General features: G+C 73.0%; 12 protein-coding genes. 1 reads left to right on the forward strand and 11 read right to left on the reverse strand.

Features of this window, described 5'->3' with window-relative positions:
* Nucleotides 1-32: 32 nt before the first annotated feature.
* From tmk to bldG, 8 genes are all read right to left on the reverse strand, one after another.
* A complete protein-coding gene (gene tmk / locus AB0O36_RS17735) occupies nt 33-3263 on the reverse strand; it encodes a dTMP kinase (protein WP_365110760.1) in 3231 nt (1076 codons plus the stop codon).
* Nucleotides 3264-3732: 469 nt separating this feature from the next.
* Nucleotides 3733-6600, reverse strand: coding sequence for a type I DNA topoisomerase (gene topA, locus AB0O36_RS17740; protein ID WP_365110763.1), 2868 nt, complete (start codon nt 6598-6600; stop codon nt 3733-3735).
* A gap of 276 nt (nt 6601-6876) precedes the next feature.
* The gene (locus AB0O36_RS17745) at nt 6877-7074 is read right to left on the reverse strand and encodes a hypothetical protein (RefSeq protein WP_365110766.1); all 198 of its coding nucleotides are present in this window, start codon (nt 7072-7074) and stop codon (nt 6877-6879) included.
* Nucleotides 7075-7189: 115 nt separating this feature from the next.
* Nucleotides 7190-8725: a methyltransferase gene (locus tag AB0O36_RS17750; RefSeq protein WP_365110768.1), complete on the reverse strand. Its 1536-nt coding sequence runs from the start codon at nt 8723-8725 to the stop codon at nt 7190-7192.
* Nucleotides 8726-8892: 167 nt separating this feature from the next.
* On the reverse strand, nt 8893-9456 hold the full coding sequence (locus AB0O36_RS17755) for a small secreted protein (RefSeq protein WP_365110770.1): 564 nt from the start codon (nt 9454-9456) through the stop codon (nt 8893-8895).
* Nucleotides 9457-9605: 149 nt separating this feature from the next.
* Nucleotides 9606-11984 (reverse strand): sodium-translocating pyrophosphatase, encoded by a 2379-nt coding sequence (locus AB0O36_RS17760; protein ID WP_365110772.1) that lies wholly within the window; start codon nt 11982-11984, stop codon nt 9606-9608.
* A 273-nt stretch (nt 11985-12257) separates the two neighbouring features.
* The gene (locus tag AB0O36_RS17765; RefSeq protein ID WP_365110775.1) at nt 12258-12686 is read right to left on the reverse strand and encodes an ATP-binding protein; all 429 of its coding nucleotides are present in this window, start codon (nt 12684-12686) and stop codon (nt 12258-12260) included.
* Between the two features lie 77 nt (nt 12687-12763).
* Nucleotides 12764-13105 (reverse strand): anti-sigma factor antagonist BldG, encoded by a 342-nt coding sequence (bldG, locus tag AB0O36_RS17770; protein ID WP_365110777.1) that lies wholly within the window; start codon nt 13103-13105, stop codon nt 12764-12766.
* Nucleotides 13106-13267: 162 nt separating this feature from the next.
* On the opposite strand from bldG, the gene AB0O36_RS17775 reads away from it, so the two are divergent.
* On the forward strand, nt 13268-15640 hold the full coding sequence (locus AB0O36_RS17775) for a DEAD/DEAH box helicase (RefSeq protein ID WP_365110780.1): 2373 nt from the start codon (nt 13268-13270) through the stop codon (nt 15638-15640).
* Here the strand turns inward: AB0O36_RS17775 and AB0O36_RS17780 are convergent.
* From AB0O36_RS17780 to AB0O36_RS17790, 3 genes are read right to left on the reverse strand one after another with little or no spacing between them, the layout of a single operon-like run.
* Nucleotides 15606-16166: an Rv3654c family TadE-like protein gene (locus AB0O36_RS17780; protein WP_365110783.1), complete on the reverse strand. Its 561-nt coding sequence runs from the start codon at nt 16164-16166 to the stop codon at nt 15606-15608. The two genes, AB0O36_RS17775 and AB0O36_RS17780, sit on opposite strands and share 35 nt — an antisense overlap.
* Nucleotides 16163-16561 (reverse strand): TadE family type IV pilus minor pilin, encoded by a 399-nt coding sequence (locus AB0O36_RS17785; RefSeq protein ID WP_365110786.1) that lies wholly within the window; start codon nt 16559-16561, stop codon nt 16163-16165. Before AB0O36_RS17785 ends, AB0O36_RS17780 begins: the two co-directional genes overlap by 4 nt.
* A complete protein-coding gene (locus AB0O36_RS17790) occupies nt 16548-16745 on the reverse strand; it encodes a DUF4244 domain-containing protein (protein WP_365110788.1) in 198 nt (65 codons plus the stop codon). Before AB0O36_RS17790 ends, AB0O36_RS17785 begins: the two co-directional genes overlap by 14 nt.
* Between the last annotated feature and the right edge of the window lie 16 nt (nt 16746-16761).

The raw sequence follows: 16761 nt of genomic DNA on the forward strand, positions 1-16761 counted from the left end.
CTCCCGCCTCCGCCCCGGCCTCCGGCGCGGCTTCAGCCCCGGCGCCGGCGCGGCGGGCGCCCCTCGCCCTCGTCGTCGTCCCCGTCCCGGTGCGGCCCGAGCAGCTCGTCGGCCAGCGTGGGGAGGTCGTCCAGCGGGGTCTCCTCGGCCCAGTCGGACCGGCGCCGGGAGCTGCCCGACGGGTCCACCACGGGCAGCTCGCGGGTGGCGTCCTCGCCCCCGGAAGCGGCCGGCCGGGCGTCCCGGAAGAAGCCCGGGGGCACCCGGTCCACCGGCGACTCCCCGGGGCGTACGGGCGGCAGCACGGCCGTCTCGGCGGCCGGATCGCCACCGGGCCGTACGGGGGGCAGCACCGTCGTCTCCGCGGCCGGATCGGCCTCGGCCCGGGCGTCTGCCTCGGCCCCGGCCCCGGCAGCTGCATCGGGCTTGCGGAGGTTCGCCTTCGGCGCGGCCGCCGGGTCCACCTTCGGGACCGGCACGGTCTCGGTGATGTCGTCCGGCCGCAGCACCCGGCGGTCCGGCCCCGTCGCCACGACCGGGGTCTCGACGGTCACGGCGTCGGCGGCAGCAGCCGCTGCGGCCGCGGCCTCCTGCCGGCGCGCCTCCTCCGCCTTCAGCAGGGCCTGCTCGGCGAGGCGCTGCTTCTCCAGGCGCTTCTGCTCGGCCTCGGCCCGCAGCCGGGCCTCCTCCTCGGCCTGCTTCCGCAGCCGCTCCTGCTCCGCCCGGAGGGCCTTCTCCTCCGCCTCGGCACGGAGCCGCTCGGCCTCCGCACGCTGCCGCTCGGCCTCCGCACGCTGCCGCTCGGCCTCGGCGCGCTGCCGCTCCTCCTCCGCCTTCCGGGCGGCCTCTTCCTCCGCCCGCCGGCGCTCCTCCTCCGCCTTGCGCGCGGCCTCCGCGGCCGCAGCCGCCCGGGCCTCGGCCTCGGCGCGCTGCCGCTCCTCCTCCGCCTTCCGGGCGGCTTCCTCCTCCGCCCGCCGGCGCTCCTCCTCGGCCTTGCGCGCGGCCTCCGCGGCCGCGGCCTCCTCGGCCGCCTTCCGCTTCGCCTCCTCCTCGGCCTTCCGCCGGGCCTCCGCCTGTGCCTTCAGCTCCGCCTCCGAGAGCGGCAGCATCCGGTCCAGCCGGTGGCGTACGACGGTGGTGACCGACTCCGGGTCCTGGCCGGCGTCCACCACCAGGTAGCGCCCCGGGTCGGCCGCGGCCAGGGTCAGGAATCCGGCGCGCACCCGCTGGTGGAACTCGGCCGGCTCGGACTCCAGCCGGTCGGGCGCCTCCGTGAACCGCTCGCGGGCCGCCTCCGGCGACACGTCCAGCAGCACCGTCAGGTTCGGGACCAGTCCGGTCGTCGCCCACCGCGAGATCCGGGCGATCTCCGTCGGTGAGAGGTCGCGGCCGGCGCCCTGGTAGGCGACGGACGAGTCGATGTAGCGGTCGGAGATGACCACCGCGCCGCGTTCCAGGGCCGGCCGGACCACGGTGTCCACGTGCTCGGCGCGGTCCGCCGCGTACAGCAGTGCCTCCGCCCGGTTGGACAGGCCGGCCGAGGACACGTCCAGCAGGATCGAGCGCAGCCGCTTGCCGATGGGCGTGGCGCCCGGCTCGCGGGTCACCACCACCTCGTGGCCCTTGCTCCGTATCCAGTCGGAGAGCGCCTGCACCTGGGTGGACTTGCCGGCGCCGTCGCCGCCCTCCAGGGCGATGAAGAAGCCGGTGCCGGACGGCGCCTGCTGCGGCTCCCCGCCGCGCAGCGCGTCCCGCAGGTCGCGGCGCAGCGGTACGCCGCTCCGGTCGTCTGCGCGGGCCAGTACGGTCGCCGCCACCGGCAGCAGCAGCGCGCCGATCAGCATCAGCGTGAACGCCGCGCCGCCGTGCACGAAGACCACCCGGTCGCCGCCCAGCCGGTGCGGGCCGATGGCGGCCGCCAGGAGCGGCGCGGCGACCGCGCCGACCGCGATGGCGACGCGTACGACGGCCTGCAGGTGCTCGGTGACCCGGGCCCGGCGGAACTCCTCCGTCTCCTGGTCGATCAGGGTGTGGCCGGTGTTCGCCGCAACACCGGCGGTGATTCCGGCGAGCACGGTCAGGAACACGACGGTCGCGAGGTCCGCGACCAGGCCGGTCAGCAGCAGCGCGAGCCCGGTGACCGCGATGGCCAGGGCGAGCAGGCGGCGCCGGGAGAGCGTGGGCAGCACCTTGCCGGCCTGGGTGGCGCGGATGCCGGCCGCGGTGCCGGCGGTCAGGGCGAACACCAGCAGGGCGAAGCCGGCCGGGCCGCCGCCGAGGTCGAAGGCGTGCAGGACCGATACGGCGACTGCGCCGGACACCGCCGAGGCGACCGCCGCGCAGGCCAGGACGAGCAGCGGGACGGCTCCCGTACGGCCCTTCTCCGGGCGGTCCCCGGTACGGGGCGCGCGCAGGCCCTCCAGGGGCGAGCGGGGGCGGGAGGTCTTGGCACCGGGCAGCACCAGCGGCAGCAGCAGCGAGACGGAGGCGGCGAACAGGCCGGCCGCGACGTACGAGCCGAGGGCCGCGCGGTTCTCCGCGAACCAGTCGATGCCCAGGCCCAGCGCCTCACCGATCAGGGTGGCGGCGAGCAGTACGGCCGCGGCCGCGGGCAGCGCGGCGAAGCCCGTACGGAGCGTCAGCCGGCGCAGCGCGTCGAGGTGGTCGGGGAGGGGGCGTACGGTCGCGCCCTCGGGCGGGGGCTCCGGCAGCAGGGCCGGTGCGGCGCTCTCCTTGGCGATGGTCCACAGGCGTTCCGCGACGCCGGCGACGAACACGGTCGCGAGGAGGGCGGTCAGGGCGTGCGCCGGGATCCAGTCCAGCCAGAGGGGGGCCACGACGAACAGCGCGATGCGGACTCCGTCCGCGCCGATCATGGTCCAGCGGCGGTCGAGCTTGCCGCCGTGCTCCTTGGGGGTGAGGAGCCGGTCGAGCGGGCCCAGCAGGACGGCGCCGGTGAGCAGGGTGGCGAGGATACGGACCCCGAAGACGGTGGTGACGGCGAGCGCGGCGCCGCGGTAGCCGCCGCCGAAGGCGGCATCGGCGACCGCGGCCTGCAGCGCGAGCAGGACCAGGACCAGCAGGGCCAGGGCGTCCCCGATGCCGCTGACCAGTTGGGCGCTCCACAGGCGGCGGAGCCGGGGCGTGCGCAACAGGGCGCGCACCGCCCGCTCGCGGGAGTCCGCGGCCAGGGCTTCGTCGTAGGTGGGGTTCACGGGGTCCTTCCCGGAGGGCACGACCGTCGGCTGCTCGGCTCGCGTCATCCGCCCAGCCTATCCGCTGCGCTCGGCAAGACGTCGGCCGAGCGGGCCCACCCCCGACCGCCGACGCGCGCCCCGGCACCCGCCGGTCCGGCCGCGCGGGGCTTGGCGGCCGTACGCCGCGCCGTGTGCGTGCCGGCCATTGCCTCGGCCGGGCGGGCCGGCGCCGCTCACGCGGCCGTGTGGGCAGGCGTGCCGCAGGGCGATGGGGGTCCCCTGCTCGAGCGGAGCCGAGAGCTTGGGGGTGGGGGTCCCCCCGGACGGAGTCTGGGGGAGGTGGGCACACGGCACACCTGCCCGCGCCGGCCGCGCAGCGTGTGCCTGTCCCCCGACCCCGCCGACGGGGTCGAGCCCCGCCCAGGGCGGAGCTCCACTCCGGGCAGAGCCGGGCTCCGCCCGAGCAGCGTCGGCTTCGGCGCAGCCGAGCGCCGCTTCGGCCGGGCGGGAGCGGGACCGCGGGGCCGGGCCGGGGCTAGGCCTCGGTCGGGGTGGCGGTCGTCTTCTTCGCGGCGGCCGCCTTGGCCGTGGTCTTCTTCGCGGCGGTCGTCTTCGCGGCCGTCGTCTTGGCGGTCGTCTTCTTCGCCGCCGTCTTCTTCGCAGCCGAAGCCGTCGTCTTCTTCGCCGCCGTCTTCTTCGCAGCCGAAGCCGTCGTCTTCTTCGCCGGCGCCTTCTTCGCGACCTTCTTGGCCGGCCCCTTGGCCCGCTTCTCGGCGAGCAGCTCGTAGCCCCGCTCCGGCGTGATCGTCTCGACGTCGTCGTCCCGCCGCAGCGTCGCGTTCGTCTCGCCGTCCGTCACGTACGGGCCGAAGCGGCCGTCCTTCACGACCACCGGGCGCTCGCTCACCGGGTCCGTGCCCAGCTCCTTCAGCGGCGGCTTGGCCGCCGCGCGGCCCCGCTGCTTCGGCTGGGCGTAGATCGCCAGTGCCTCGTCCAGCGTGATGCCGAAGAGCTGGTCCTCGGTCTCCAGGGAGCGGCTGTCCGTGCCCTTCTTCAGGTACGGGCCGTACCGGCCGTTCTGCGCCGTGATCTCCACGCCCTCCGCGTCCGCGCCCACCACCCGCGGCAGGGACATCAGCTTCAGCGCCTCGTCCAGCGTCACCGTGTCCAGGGACATCGACTTGAAGAGGGACGCCGTCCGCGGCTTCACCGCGTTCTTGCCCGTCTTCGGGGTGCCCTCGGGGAGGATCTCCGTCACGTACGGGCCGTAGCGGCCGTCCTTGGCGACGATCTCGTGGCCCGACAGGGGGTCCTTGCCCAGCGGGAACTCGCCGCTCGGCTTCGAGAACAGGTGCTCCGCGTACTCCACGGTCAGCTCGTCCGGCGCGAGGTCCTCGGGCACGTCGGCCCGCTGGTGGCCCTCCGCGTCCTTCTCGCCGCGCTCGATGTACGGGCCGTAGCGGCCCACCCGCAGCACGATGCCCTCGCCGACCGGGAAGGAGGAGATCTCCCGCGCGTCGATCGCGCCGAGGTCGGTGACCAGTTCCTTCAGGCCGCCGAGGTGGTCGCCGTCGCCGTTCCCGGCGGAGGACGCGTCCGCGACGTCGCCCTCGCCGCCGAAGTAGAAGCGCTTCAGCCACGGCACGGACTGGGCCTCGCCCCGCGCGATGCGGTCGAGGTCGTCCTCCATCTTCGCGGTGAAGTCGTAGTCGACGAGTCGGCCGAAGTGCTTCTCCAGCAGGTTGACGACGGCGAAGGACAGGAAGGACGGCACCAGGGCGGTGCCCTTCTTGAACACGTATCCGCGGTCGAGGATGGTGCCGATGATCGAGGCGTACGTCGACGGGCGGCCGATCTCGCGCTCTTCGAGCTCCTTGACCAGGCTGGCCTCGGTGTACCGGGCCGGCGGCTTGGTGGCGTGGCCGTCCGCGGTGATGTCGGAGGCCGAGAGGGCGTCGCCCTCGGCGACCTGCGGCAGCCGGCGCTCGCGGTCGTCGAGCTCGGCGTTCGGGTCGTCGGCGCCCTCGACGTACGCCTTCATGAAGCCGTGGAAGGTGATGGTCTTGCCGGACGCGGTGAACTCGGCGTCCCGGCCGTCCGCGGCGGTGCCGCCGATCCTGACGGTGACGGAGTTGCCGGTCGCGTCCTTCATCTGGGAGGCGACGGTCCGCTTCCAGATCAGCTCGTAGAGCCTGAACTGGTCGCCGGTCAGTCCGGTCTCGGCGGGCGTGCGGAAACGATCACCCGAAGGCCGGATGGCCTCGTGGGCCTCCTGCGCGTTCTTGACCTTCCCGGCGTAGACCCGCGGCTGCGGCGGCAGGTAGTCGGCGCCGTACAGCTGGGTGACCTGGGCGCGGGCGGCCGACACGGCGGTGTCCGAGAGGATCGTGGAGTCCGTACGCATGTAGGTGATGAAGCCGTTCTCGTACAGCTTCTGGGCCACCTGCATGGTCGCCTTCGCGCCGAAGCCCAGCTTGCGCGACGCCTCCTGCTGGAGGGTGGTCGTACGGAACGGGGCGTACGGGGAGCGGCGGTACGGCTTGGACTCGACCGAGCGGACCGCGAAGGAGGTCTCGGCGAGGGCGGCCGCCAGGGCGCGCGCGTTGGCCTCGTCCAGGTGCAGGACGTCGCTCTTGAGCTGCCCGTTGGAGCCGAAGTCGCGGCCCTGGGCGACACGCCGGCCGTCGACCGTGTTCAGGCGGGCGACCAGCGAGGACGGGTCGGTGGCGTCACCGGCGCGGCCGGTGGAGAACGTGCCGGTCAGGTCCCAGTACTCGGCGGAGCGGAAGGCGATCCGCTCGCGCTCGCGCTCGACGACGAGGCGGGTGGCGACGGACTGCACGCGGCCCGCCGACAGCTTCGGCATGACCTTCTTCCAGAGGACCGGCGAGACCTCGTAGCCGTAGAGGCGGTCGAGGATGCGGCGGGTCTCCTGGGCGTCGACCATGCGCTGGTTGAGTTCGCGCGGGTTGGCGACGGCCTCGCGGATCGCGTCCTTGGTGATCTCGTGGAAGACCATGCGGTGGACGGGGACCTTGGGCTTGAGGACTTCCTGCAGGTGCCAGGCGATGGCCTCGCCCTCGCGGTCCTCATCGGTGGCGAGGAAGAGCTCGTCGGACTCGGCCAGCAGGTCCTTGAGCTTCTTGACCTGGGCCCTCTTGTCGGCGTTGACGACGTAGATCGGCTGGAAGTCGTGCTCGACGTCCACGCCGAGGCGGCGCACCTCGCCCGTGTACTTCTCGGGCACCTCCGCCGCGCCGTTCGGGAGGTCGCGGATGTGCCCGACGCTCGCCTCGACGACGTATCCCGGGCCCAGGTAGCCCTTGATCGTCTTCGCCTTGGCAGGGGACTCGACAATGACGAGTCGGCGGCCGCCCTTTGCGGTCTCGCTAGTCGGGGACAACTTGGCTCTTCTCTCCGGTCGGCACTCGGTCGCAGTACGGCGACGCTGCGGAGTGTGACGGTACAACCCGCCCCCGTGTCAAACGGCACATGCCCGCAACGGCCACTCGAACGGTAACCCGACTAGTGCCCTTCGTGCCGCCCGGATGTCACGCAGGACCCCTGTTGATCACCGGCCCGAGTGGCCTGGGGGCCGTCTGGCCCCGCCTCCGGCCGGCCCTCGGTCACGCCCGGTCACAGCCGGGGACCGGCTCCGGATCCTCCGTGTCGCGGCTGCTCAGAGCCGGCTCAGGCACCACACGCCGAGGCCCAGCGAGATCGCGCCGGCCAGCAGGGCCGCCGGAACCGCCACCGCGGGGCGTACGCCTTCGGCCACCGGCGCGCGGTGCAGTGCCCGCGCCCCTGTCCAGGTCAGCAGGGCGGCTCCGAACAGCAGGAACACCGCCGCAGCGAACATCGCCGGACCGTCTTCCATGCCGTCCCCCCATTCCCTCGGAGCCGCTCGCTGCGTTCCCCCGGTTCCCCCCGGATTTCATCGGCCCGACGAGCCTGGCAGGCCAGGGGGTACAGCGGGAGAACCCCGGGTGAACTCAGCGTTCCATGGCCTCGGAGGGTTCCAGAAAGCCCTGCTCGACCAGCAGCCGGATCGCTTCCGGCGTACGGTCGCGCAGGATGACCGGGTCCTCCTGCACCAGCTGGGCGATCGCGTCCAGAATCCGCCCCGCCGTCAGCGATCCGTCGCACACACCTGCGAAGCCCGCCCCGACCGTGTCCACCTTGGTGGCGCGCCGCATACCGCGGTTCTGCCGGAGCACCACGTGCTCCGGGTCCTCCGCGCCCGGTGCGCCGACCTGCTCCTGCATCACCTCGACGGCCAGCTGGAAACGGCCCTCCAGCAGCGCCGCGTCATCGTGGTCGCGCAGGTAGTCCTGACGGGCGAAATGCGCCCGGACGGTCTCCCCCAGCGGCTGCTCCACCGGGTGCGGCCACTCCTCCACCACGATCGAGGGCTCCACGGCGTCGCTGCGGCGCAGCGTGATCCAGCCGAATCCGACGGCCTTGGTCTTGCGGGACTCGAACTCCTCCAGCCAGTGCTCGTACCGCTCCGCGTACTCCTGCGGGTCCATCCGGTGGTCGCCGGCGTCCCTCAGCCACAGTTCCGCGTACTGGGTGACGTCCTGCACCTCGCGCTGCACGATCCAGGCGTCGCAGCCGGGCGGCACCCAGGAACGCAGCCGGTCCCGCCAGTCCTCGCCCTCCACGTGCTGCCAGTTGGCCAGGAACTGCGCGTACCCGCCCGGGTTGAGGTGGTCGCCGGCCTGCCGGACCAGGGTGCGGCACAGGTCGTCGCCGCCCATGCCGCCGTCCCGGTAGGTCAGCCGGGCGCCGGGGGAGATGACGAAGGGCGGGTTGGAAACGATCAGGTCGTACGTCGCCCCGCCGACCGGCTCGAAGAGGGAGCCGGCGAGGAGCTCGGCCTCCGGAGCCCCGGAGAGCGCCAGGGTGAGCCGGGTGAACTCCAGGGCGCGCGGGTTGACGTCGGTCGCGGTGACCCGGGTGGCGTGCCCGGTGGCGTGCAGGGCCTGGATGCCGGAGCCGGTGCCGAGGTCGAGGGCCGAGCCGACGGGGTGGCGGACGGTGATCCCGGCGAGGGTGGTGGACGCGCCGCCGACCCCGAGGACCACCTCCGTGTCCGCCTGCCGGCCCCGGCCGCCGATGCCGCCGGCCCCGCCGACCGCGCAGCCGAGGTCCGAGACGATGAACCAGTCCTCCCCGTCCGGGCCGCCGTACGGGCGGACGTCGACGGTGGCGTGCACGGTGTCCGTGCCGTCGGCGGCTTCCTCCCGGAGCAGCCAGCCGTCGGCCAGCGCCTCCCCGGCCGGCAGCGCCCCGGCGGCGTGCTCGTAGGGCACCGGCTGCTGGAGCAGGAACAGCCGGACCAGGGTCTGCAGCGGGCCGTCACCGCGGGTGGCGCGGAGCGCGGGCACCGTCTCGCTGCGGGCCAGCGCGGCGTAGGCGGGGGCACCGAGCAGGTCGAGCAGGCCGTCGGCGGTGAAGCCGGCGGCGAGCAGGGCCGCGCGGAGGGTTGCGGCGCGGTCGGGCGAGGGAAGGCTGGTGGTACTCACGCGTCCATTGTGTCGGCTGGCGCCGTCGATCCGTACGACCGCGGGCGGCCCTGTGGAAAACCCGGCGGCCGGTCGCGGTAGCCGTACGGGCCCGGCGGCGTGCCGGACCCCGTACGGCCGTGGTCGGACCGCGATCGGCCCACGTTCAGCCCACAATCAGCCCGCGGTCAGCTCTGGGCGGGCGACGGGGCCACCGCCTGACAGCCCTTCTGCTCCGCCATCGGCTGGTCCAGCCCGCCGGCCTTCAGCTTCTCGCGGGCGGCCTTCTCGTCCGCTGAGACCTTCTCCAGACCGGAGGACAGCTCCTGGAGGCCCGCGGCGAACTTCGTCTGGTCCGCGGCGTCGAGCTGGTCCATCTTCGACTTCAGCTCGGCGTAGCCCTTGGCCGTGTCGTCGAAGCCCTTGGCCGCGGCGTCGGCCGCCGCCTTGGCGTCCTTGCCGCCCGGATCACCCGCGTCCCGCAGGGCCAGGCTGATCGAGCCGAACGCCTCCGACATGGTCTGGAACGCGGCGGAGTCGGTCTGCTTGACCTCGTCGGGCTTGCTGCTCTCGGTCGCCACCCGCTTCAGGTCGGCGTTGGCCGCCTCGATCTTCTTGTACTCGGGCTGCCACTTGTCGCAGACCTTCTTGGCCCAGTCGCTGGACTTGTTGTCGCTTTGTTCGCTGCAACCGGACAGCACGAGCATCAGCACCGCACCGCCGGAGACCGCGGCAGCAAGCTTCTTGTTCACCGGTTTGGTCCCTTCCAAGGCTCTCGGCCCGGAACATACACGCCTGCCATCCGGGTGTGCAGAAAAGCGGACGGACGACGCGTCAGTCCGCGCCGCCCGTCCGCCGTTCAGACCTAAGGTTCCCGGGCCGGAGCCCGGGTCGGGTCAGTTCAGGAGACCACCGCCGGGTCCGTCTGCTGGGACACCCGCTCGGCCGCCCCGCTGGTGCTGTCGTCGCCGACGGTGATGCCGCGCTTCTTGGACACGTACACGGCGACGACGATGACGGCGATGGCGAGGACCGCCACGACGGTGCGGACCACCGGGTTCGCGTCGTCCCCGTAGCTGAACTGGACGACGGCCGGGGCGATCAGCAGCGCCACCAGGTTCATCACCTTGAGCAGCGGGTTGATGGCCGGACCGGCGGTGTCCTTGAACGGGTCGCCGACGGTGTCGCCGATGACGGTCGCGGCGTGGGCGTCACTGCCCTTGCCGCCGTGGTGACCGTCCTCGACCAGCTTCTTGGCGTTGTCCCAGGCACCGCCGGAGTTCGCCAGGAACACCGCCATCAGGGTGCCGGTGCCGATCGCGCCGGCCAGGTACGAGCCGAGCGCGCCCACACCGAGGGTGAAGCCGACCGCGATGGGGGCCATCACGGCGAGCAGGCCCGGCGTGGCGAGCTCGCGCAGCGCGTCCTTGGTGCAGATGTCGACGACGCGCCCGTACTCGGGCTTCTCGGAGTAGTCCATGATCCCGGGCCGCTCGCGGAACTGCCGGCGGACCTCGTAGACCACGGCGCCGGCGGACCGGGAGACCGCGTTGATGGCGAGGCCGGAGAAGAGGAACACCACGGCCGCACCGAGGATCAGCCCGACCAGGTTGTTGGGCTGGCCGATGTCCAGGCTGAGGCCGAGCTGGTCGGACTTGGCGCCCACGTCCTTGACCGCGCCCGCGATCGCGTCGCTGTACGAGCCGAACAGCGCGGCGGCGGCGAGCACGGCGGTGGCGATGGCGATGCCCTTGGTGATGGCCTTGGTGGTGTTGCCGACGGCGTCCAGGTCGGTGAGGACCTGCGCGCCGGCGCCCTCGACGTCGCCGGACATCTCGGCGATGCCCTGCGCGTTGTCGGAGACCGGGCCGAAGGTGTCCATGGCGACGATCACGCCGACCGTGGTGAGCAGACCGGTGCCGGCCAGTGCCACGGCGAACAGCGCGAGCATGATCGAGGTGCCGCCGAGCAGGAACGCCCCGTAGACGCCGAGGCCGATCAGCAGCGCGGTGTAGACGGCGGACTCCAGGCCGACGGAGACGCCGGCCAGGACGACGGTCGCGGGGCCGGTCAGCGAGGACTTGCCGATGTCCCGGACGGGACGGCGGTTGGTCTCGGTGAAGTAGCCGGTGAGCTGCTGGATGAGGGCGGCGAGCACGATGCCGATGGCGACGGCCACGAGGGCGAGGACCCGCGGGTCGCCGGAGTGGTTGATGATGGCCGCGTTCTCGACGCCGGCCAGCTCCTTGTAGCTGTCCGGCAGGTAGGCGAAGACGGCGACGGCCACCAGCACCAGGGAGATCACCGCGGAGATGAAGAAGCCGCGGTTGATGGCGCTCATGCCGCTGCGGTCGGTGCGGCGCGGGGAGACGGCGAAGATGCCGATCATCGCGGTGATCACACCGATGGCGGGGACGATGAGGGGGAAGGCCAGGCCGAGGTCGCCGAAGGCGGCCTTGCCGAGGATGAGGGCGGCCACCAGCGTGACGGCGTAGGACTCGAAGAGGTCGGCGGCCATGCCCGCGCAGTCGCCGACGTTGTCGCCCACGTTGTCGGCGATGGTCGCGGCATTGCGCGGATCGTCCTCCGGAATGCCCTGTTCGACCTTGCCGACCAGGTCGGCGCCGACGTCGGCGGCCTTGGTGAAGATGCCCCCGCCGACACGCATGAACATCGCGATCAGCGCGGCGCCCAGGCCGAAGCCCTCCAGCACCTTGGGCGCGTCCGCGGCGTAGACCAGGACCACGCAGGAGGCCCCGAGCAGGCCGAGGCCGACGGTGAACATGCCGACCACGCCACCGGTACGGAAGGCGATCTTCATGGCCTTGTGGGCCACGGCGGTGAGGTCCTTCTCGGGCTCGCCCGGTCCGGGGGTGGCCTCGCGGGCGGCCGCGGCGACGCGGACGTTGGCGCGGACCGCGAGCCGCATGCCGATGTAGCCGGTGACGGCCGAGAAGAGGGCGCCGACCAGGAAGAAGGCGGAACGTCCCGCCCGCTGGGACCAGTTGTCGGCGGGGAGCAGGAAGAGCAGGAAGAACACGACGACGGCGAAGATGCCGAGGGTGCGCAGCTGGCGGCCGAGATAGGCGTTGGCGCCTTCCTGGACCGCCGCTGCGATCTTCTTCATGCTGTCGGTGCCTTCGTCGGCGGCGAGCACCTGGCGGACCAGGAGTTGTGCGACGACGAGTGCGGCCAGAGCGACGGCCGCAATGACGAACACGATCAGCCGATTGTCATCGGTGAGTACCGCGGCCGCCGAAGGGGTGAAGAGCCCCGTCATACGTCCTCCTTGACGTGATGAGCTCAAAGATGTGGACGGATTGTAGGGAGCCTCACCGGATCAAAACAGTGCGCGGGAAACGGAATTGGCCTTCTCTTGCTCCTCAGCAAAAGATCGCGTCACTCCATTACCCTCGAAAGCGGTAATGGGGCAAAGGCATTGACGGCCGGTCATCGATCTACGGAAACGAAAAAGGCCCTGCTCAGCAGGGCCTTCAACATTTATCAATAAGATCGGAAAGCGCGATGGGCCGATCGGGGGAAAGATCGTGCGCTAGGCGAGTTCCGGGGCGCCGGCCACCGGCCAGCTCATCCGGATCACCCCGCCGGATTCGCCGGCGCTGACCTCGACGTCGTCCACCAGCCCCCGGATCACCGCGAGGCCCATCTCGTCCTCGTCCTCCGCGTCCTGGTCCGGACCCGCACCACCGGCGGAGCCCGCGCCCGACGAACCGACCACCTCGTCGACGACCTCGATGGAGAACAGCTTCTCCTCGTCGTTCAGAACGACCCGGACGGGGTTGGTGACACCGCTGCCGAGGTGCAGCCCGACGGCACGCGAGCACGCCTCACCGACGGCGAGACGCACCTCGTCGAGCACGGCCTCCTCCACACCGGCCCGGCGCGCCACGGCTGCCGCCACCAGGCGGGCCGTACGCACGTGCTCGGGCTGGGCGCTGAAGCGGAGTTCAACGGTGGCCATGTACTCCCCCTCGGACTAAGGACGTGCCGTACAGGGGCCCGGGCCGACGGCCCGGCACCCCCGCTGCCTGCGAGACGTCAGTCGGTGGCGGCTACGGCGTCTTCCACCGAGGTGTGGATGGGGAAGACCTTGGTCAGACCGGTGATGCGGAAGATCTTCAGGATGCGCTCCTGGTTGCACACCAGACGCAGCGACCCCTCGTGCGCGCGGACCCGCTTGAGGCCGCCCACGAGCACACCGAGGCCGGTGGAGTCGAGGAAGTCCACTCGCTCCATGTCGACGACCAGGTGGTAGCTGCCGTCGTTCACCAACTCGACCAACTGCTCGCGCAGCTTGGGCGCGGTATACACATCAATCTCGCCACCGACCTCGACGACCGTGCGGTCGCCGACAGTGCGAGTCGACAGGGACAGGTCCACGGATCCTCCAGCACCTTGCTATCGAGCGGCGCCCCCCAGGGGCCTCCCCACCCGAAGGTAGTGGAGGGATTGGCTGCCGCAATGGCATTCAATCACTTACCGGCAGGCGTGCACGACGCCTTCTGACCATTGTCCCCGACACCGGTGACACACTCGGTTGCAATGGCCAGTACTCACCGTCCCAGTCGGCCCACGGCCGCAGCGGACCCCCGAGCCACTCCCGCCGCGGTCCTGGACCGCCTGTCACGGGGGCCTGGCCGGGCTGCGCGCATCACCCATACGGAGCATCTGCCCCCTCGGGCGGGCCGTCATGCCGTCTGGCCCGATCGCGTCCGAACGGATGTCGTGGCGGCCATCCGGGCGGCCGGCATCGAGCATCCCTGGGAGCACCAGGCCGCTGCCGCCGAGCACGCCCTGGACGGCGAATCCGTGGTCGTCGCCACCGGCACCGCCTCCGGCAAGTCCCTCGCCTACCTGGCCCCCGTCCTGACCGCCCTCGCGGACGGCGCACAGGCGCCCAACGGCCGGGGGGCGACCGCCCTGTACCTGGCCCCCACCAAGGCCCTGGCCGCCGACCAGCGCCGCGCCGTACGGGAGCTGGCCGCCCCACTCGGCAACGCGGTCCGGCCCGCCGTCTACGACGGCGACACGCCCGTCGAGGAACGGGAATGGGTCCGCCAGTACGCCAACTACGTACTCACCAATCCCGACATGCTGCACCGCGGGATGCTCCCGGCCCACCCCCGCTGGTCCTCCTTCCTCCGCGCACTGCGGTACGTGGTCATCGACGAGTGCCACACCTACCGGGGCGTCTTCGGCTCGCACGTCGCCCAGGTCCTGCGCCGGCTGCGGCGGATCTGCGCCCGCTACGGCTCCGAGCCGGTCTTCCTGCTCGCCTCGGCCACCGCCAGTGACCCCGCGGCCGCGGCGAGCCGCCTGACCGGCGTGCCGGTCACCGAGGTGGTGGACGACGCCTCCCCGCGCGGCGAGGTGGTCTTCGCCCTGTGGGAGCCGCCGCTCACCGAGCTCGCGGGCGAGCGCGGCGCCCCGGTCCGCCGCACCGCCACGGCCGAGACCGCCGACCTGCTCACCGACCTGGCCGTCCAGCGGGTCCGCACGGTCGCCTTCGTCCGGTCCCGGCGCGGCGCCGAGCTGATCGCTCTCATCGCCCAGGAACGGCTCGCGTCGGTGGACCGCTCGCTGCCCGGCCGGGTGGCCGCCTACCGCGGCGGATACCTGCCCGAGGAACGCCGGGCCCTGGAACGGGCCCTGCACTCGGGCGAGCTGCTCGGCCTGGCCGCCACGACCGCGCTGGAGCTCGGCGTGGACGTGTCCGGCCTGGACGCCGTCCTGATCGCGGGCTACCCCGGCACCCGCGCCTCGCTCTGGCAGCAGGCGGGCCGGGCCGGGCGCTCCGGCCAGGGCGCCCTGGCCGTGCTGATCGCCCGTGACGACCCGCTGGACACCTACCTCGTGCACCACCCCGACGCGCTGTTCCGGCAGCCCGTCGAGGCCACCGTGCTGGACCCGGACAACCCGTACGTCCTCGCCCCCCACCTGTGCGCGGCCGCCGCCGAGCTGCCGCTCACCGAGGCCGACCTGCCCCTGTTCGGCCCCGCCGCCACCGACCTCCTCCCCCAGCTCGAATCCGCGAAGCTGCTGCGCCGCCGCGCCACCGCCTGGCACTGGACCCGCCGGGAGCGGGCCGCAGACCTGGCCGACATCCGGGGCGGCGGCGGCCGCCCGGTCCAGATCGTCGAGGCGGACACCGGCCGGCTGCTGGGCACGGTCGACGAGGCCGCCTCCCACACCGCCGTGCACGACGGCGCGGTCCACCTCCACCAGGGCCGGACGTACCTGGTCCGGCACCTGGACCTGGAGGACTCGGTGGCCCTGGTGGAACCCGCCGACCCGCCCTTCTCCACCACCGCCCGCGACACCACCTCCGTCTCCATCCTCGACACCGAGACCGAGATCCCCTGGGGCGAGGCCCGCCTCTGCTACGGCTCCGTGGAGGTCACCAACCAGGTCGTCTCCTACCTCCGGCGGAAACTGATCACCGGCGAGGTCCTCGGCGAGTCCAAGCTGGACCTGCCGCCCCGCGTCCTGCGCACCCGGGCCGTGTGGTGGACGGTCACCGAGGACCAGCTGGACGCGGCCCGGATCAACCCGGAGATCCTCGGCGGCGCCCTGCACGCCGCCGAGCACGCCTCCATCGGCCTCCTTCCGCTGTTCGCCACCTGCGACCGCTGGGACATCGGCGGGGTCTCCATCCCGCTCCACCCGGACACCCTGCTTCCGACCGTGTTCGTCTACGACGGCCACCCCGGCGGCGCCGGATTCGCCGAGCGCGCCTTCCACACGGCCCGCCAGTGGCTGACCGCGACCCGGGACGCCATCGCCGCCTGCGAGTGCGAGGCCGGGTGCCCGTCCTGCATCCAGTCCCCCAAGTGCGGCAACGGCAACGATCCCCTCCACAAACGCGGCGCCGTACGCCTGCTCAGCCGCCTCCTGGCAGGCGCACCCCCGGAGTAGCCCCGCCCCGCCCGCCGCCCGGCTGCGGCACCGGGGCCGGGGCCGCTGGGACCGCTTGGACCGCTGAGGCCGGCGGGACCGCCGGAGCCGCTGAGGCCGCTGAGGCCGCTGAGGCCGCTGAGGCCGCTGAGGCCGCTGAGGCCGCTGAGGCCGCTGGAACTGTCGGGGCCCGGGAGGCCTCCGGGGCCACTGGGTCCTCTCCCGCCGGACCGGCCCGCGAGCGGATACGGACGGTGAAGGGTCCGGCCGCGGCCGTGGCGGTGACCTCGGCCGTCTCCCCCGCCACGGCACACCCGGCCAGCACCGCCCCCTGGGCCTCCGCCACCCGCCGTGCCGCCCCACAGGCGGCCGGCGGGCCGTGTGCCCAGGCCGCGGCGGCCGCCAGGACGGCCAGGTCCGCGGCGGCCGCCGCCCGGTGCCGGGCCACCACGGCCTGTCCGAGCAGCAGCACGCCCCCGAAGACCGCTCCGAGCACCGTGGTCACCAGCGCCGCCCATACCGTCGCCGACCCCCGGTCCCGGCTCATGGCGGCGGCCCCACGCTGTCCTCGGCGAGTGCCACCGCCGCCGCGCCCAGCCGGACCGGCAGCCCGGCCGGTCCCGGGGCGGGCGCGGTCACCCGCACCCGCCACAGGTCTCCCGTGCGGCTCACCTCCACGTCCGCGCCCTCCGGCGCGGCCGCCTCCGCCGCCGCGACCGCCTCGGCGGCCGGCTCGGACCGTGCCACCGCCCGGGCCCCGGCCCTGGCCGCGTCCACGCACCGGATCTGCGCGGCGGCGGCCATCAGTGCCCACACGAGCAGCGCCGCGAAAAGCACCAGTGCGGGAATCACAAGTGCCGCCTCCGCCGTCACATAACCGCCGTCACGGGCGCCGCCACTGCAGGAACAGCGGCCACCCTTCTTTTGATCAGAACGGCACATCGAGTGCCTTGCCGATCGTCGTCTGAAGTGCCGACGAGACCACGTCGCTCGTGACGACCTTGTACAGAACCGCCGCGAACGCACAGGCGGCAATGGTCCCCATGGCGTATTCCGACGTGGACATTCCGGCGTCGCTGCCACGACCGGCCAGCACGCCGCGCAGCCGCAACCAGATCATCTTCATGACAACCTCCTGTGAA

The sequence above is a fragment of the Streptomyces sp. NPDC089799 genome (assembly GCF_040684755.1).
Lineage (GTDB): Bacteria > Actinomycetota > Actinomycetes > Streptomycetales > Streptomycetaceae > Streptomyces.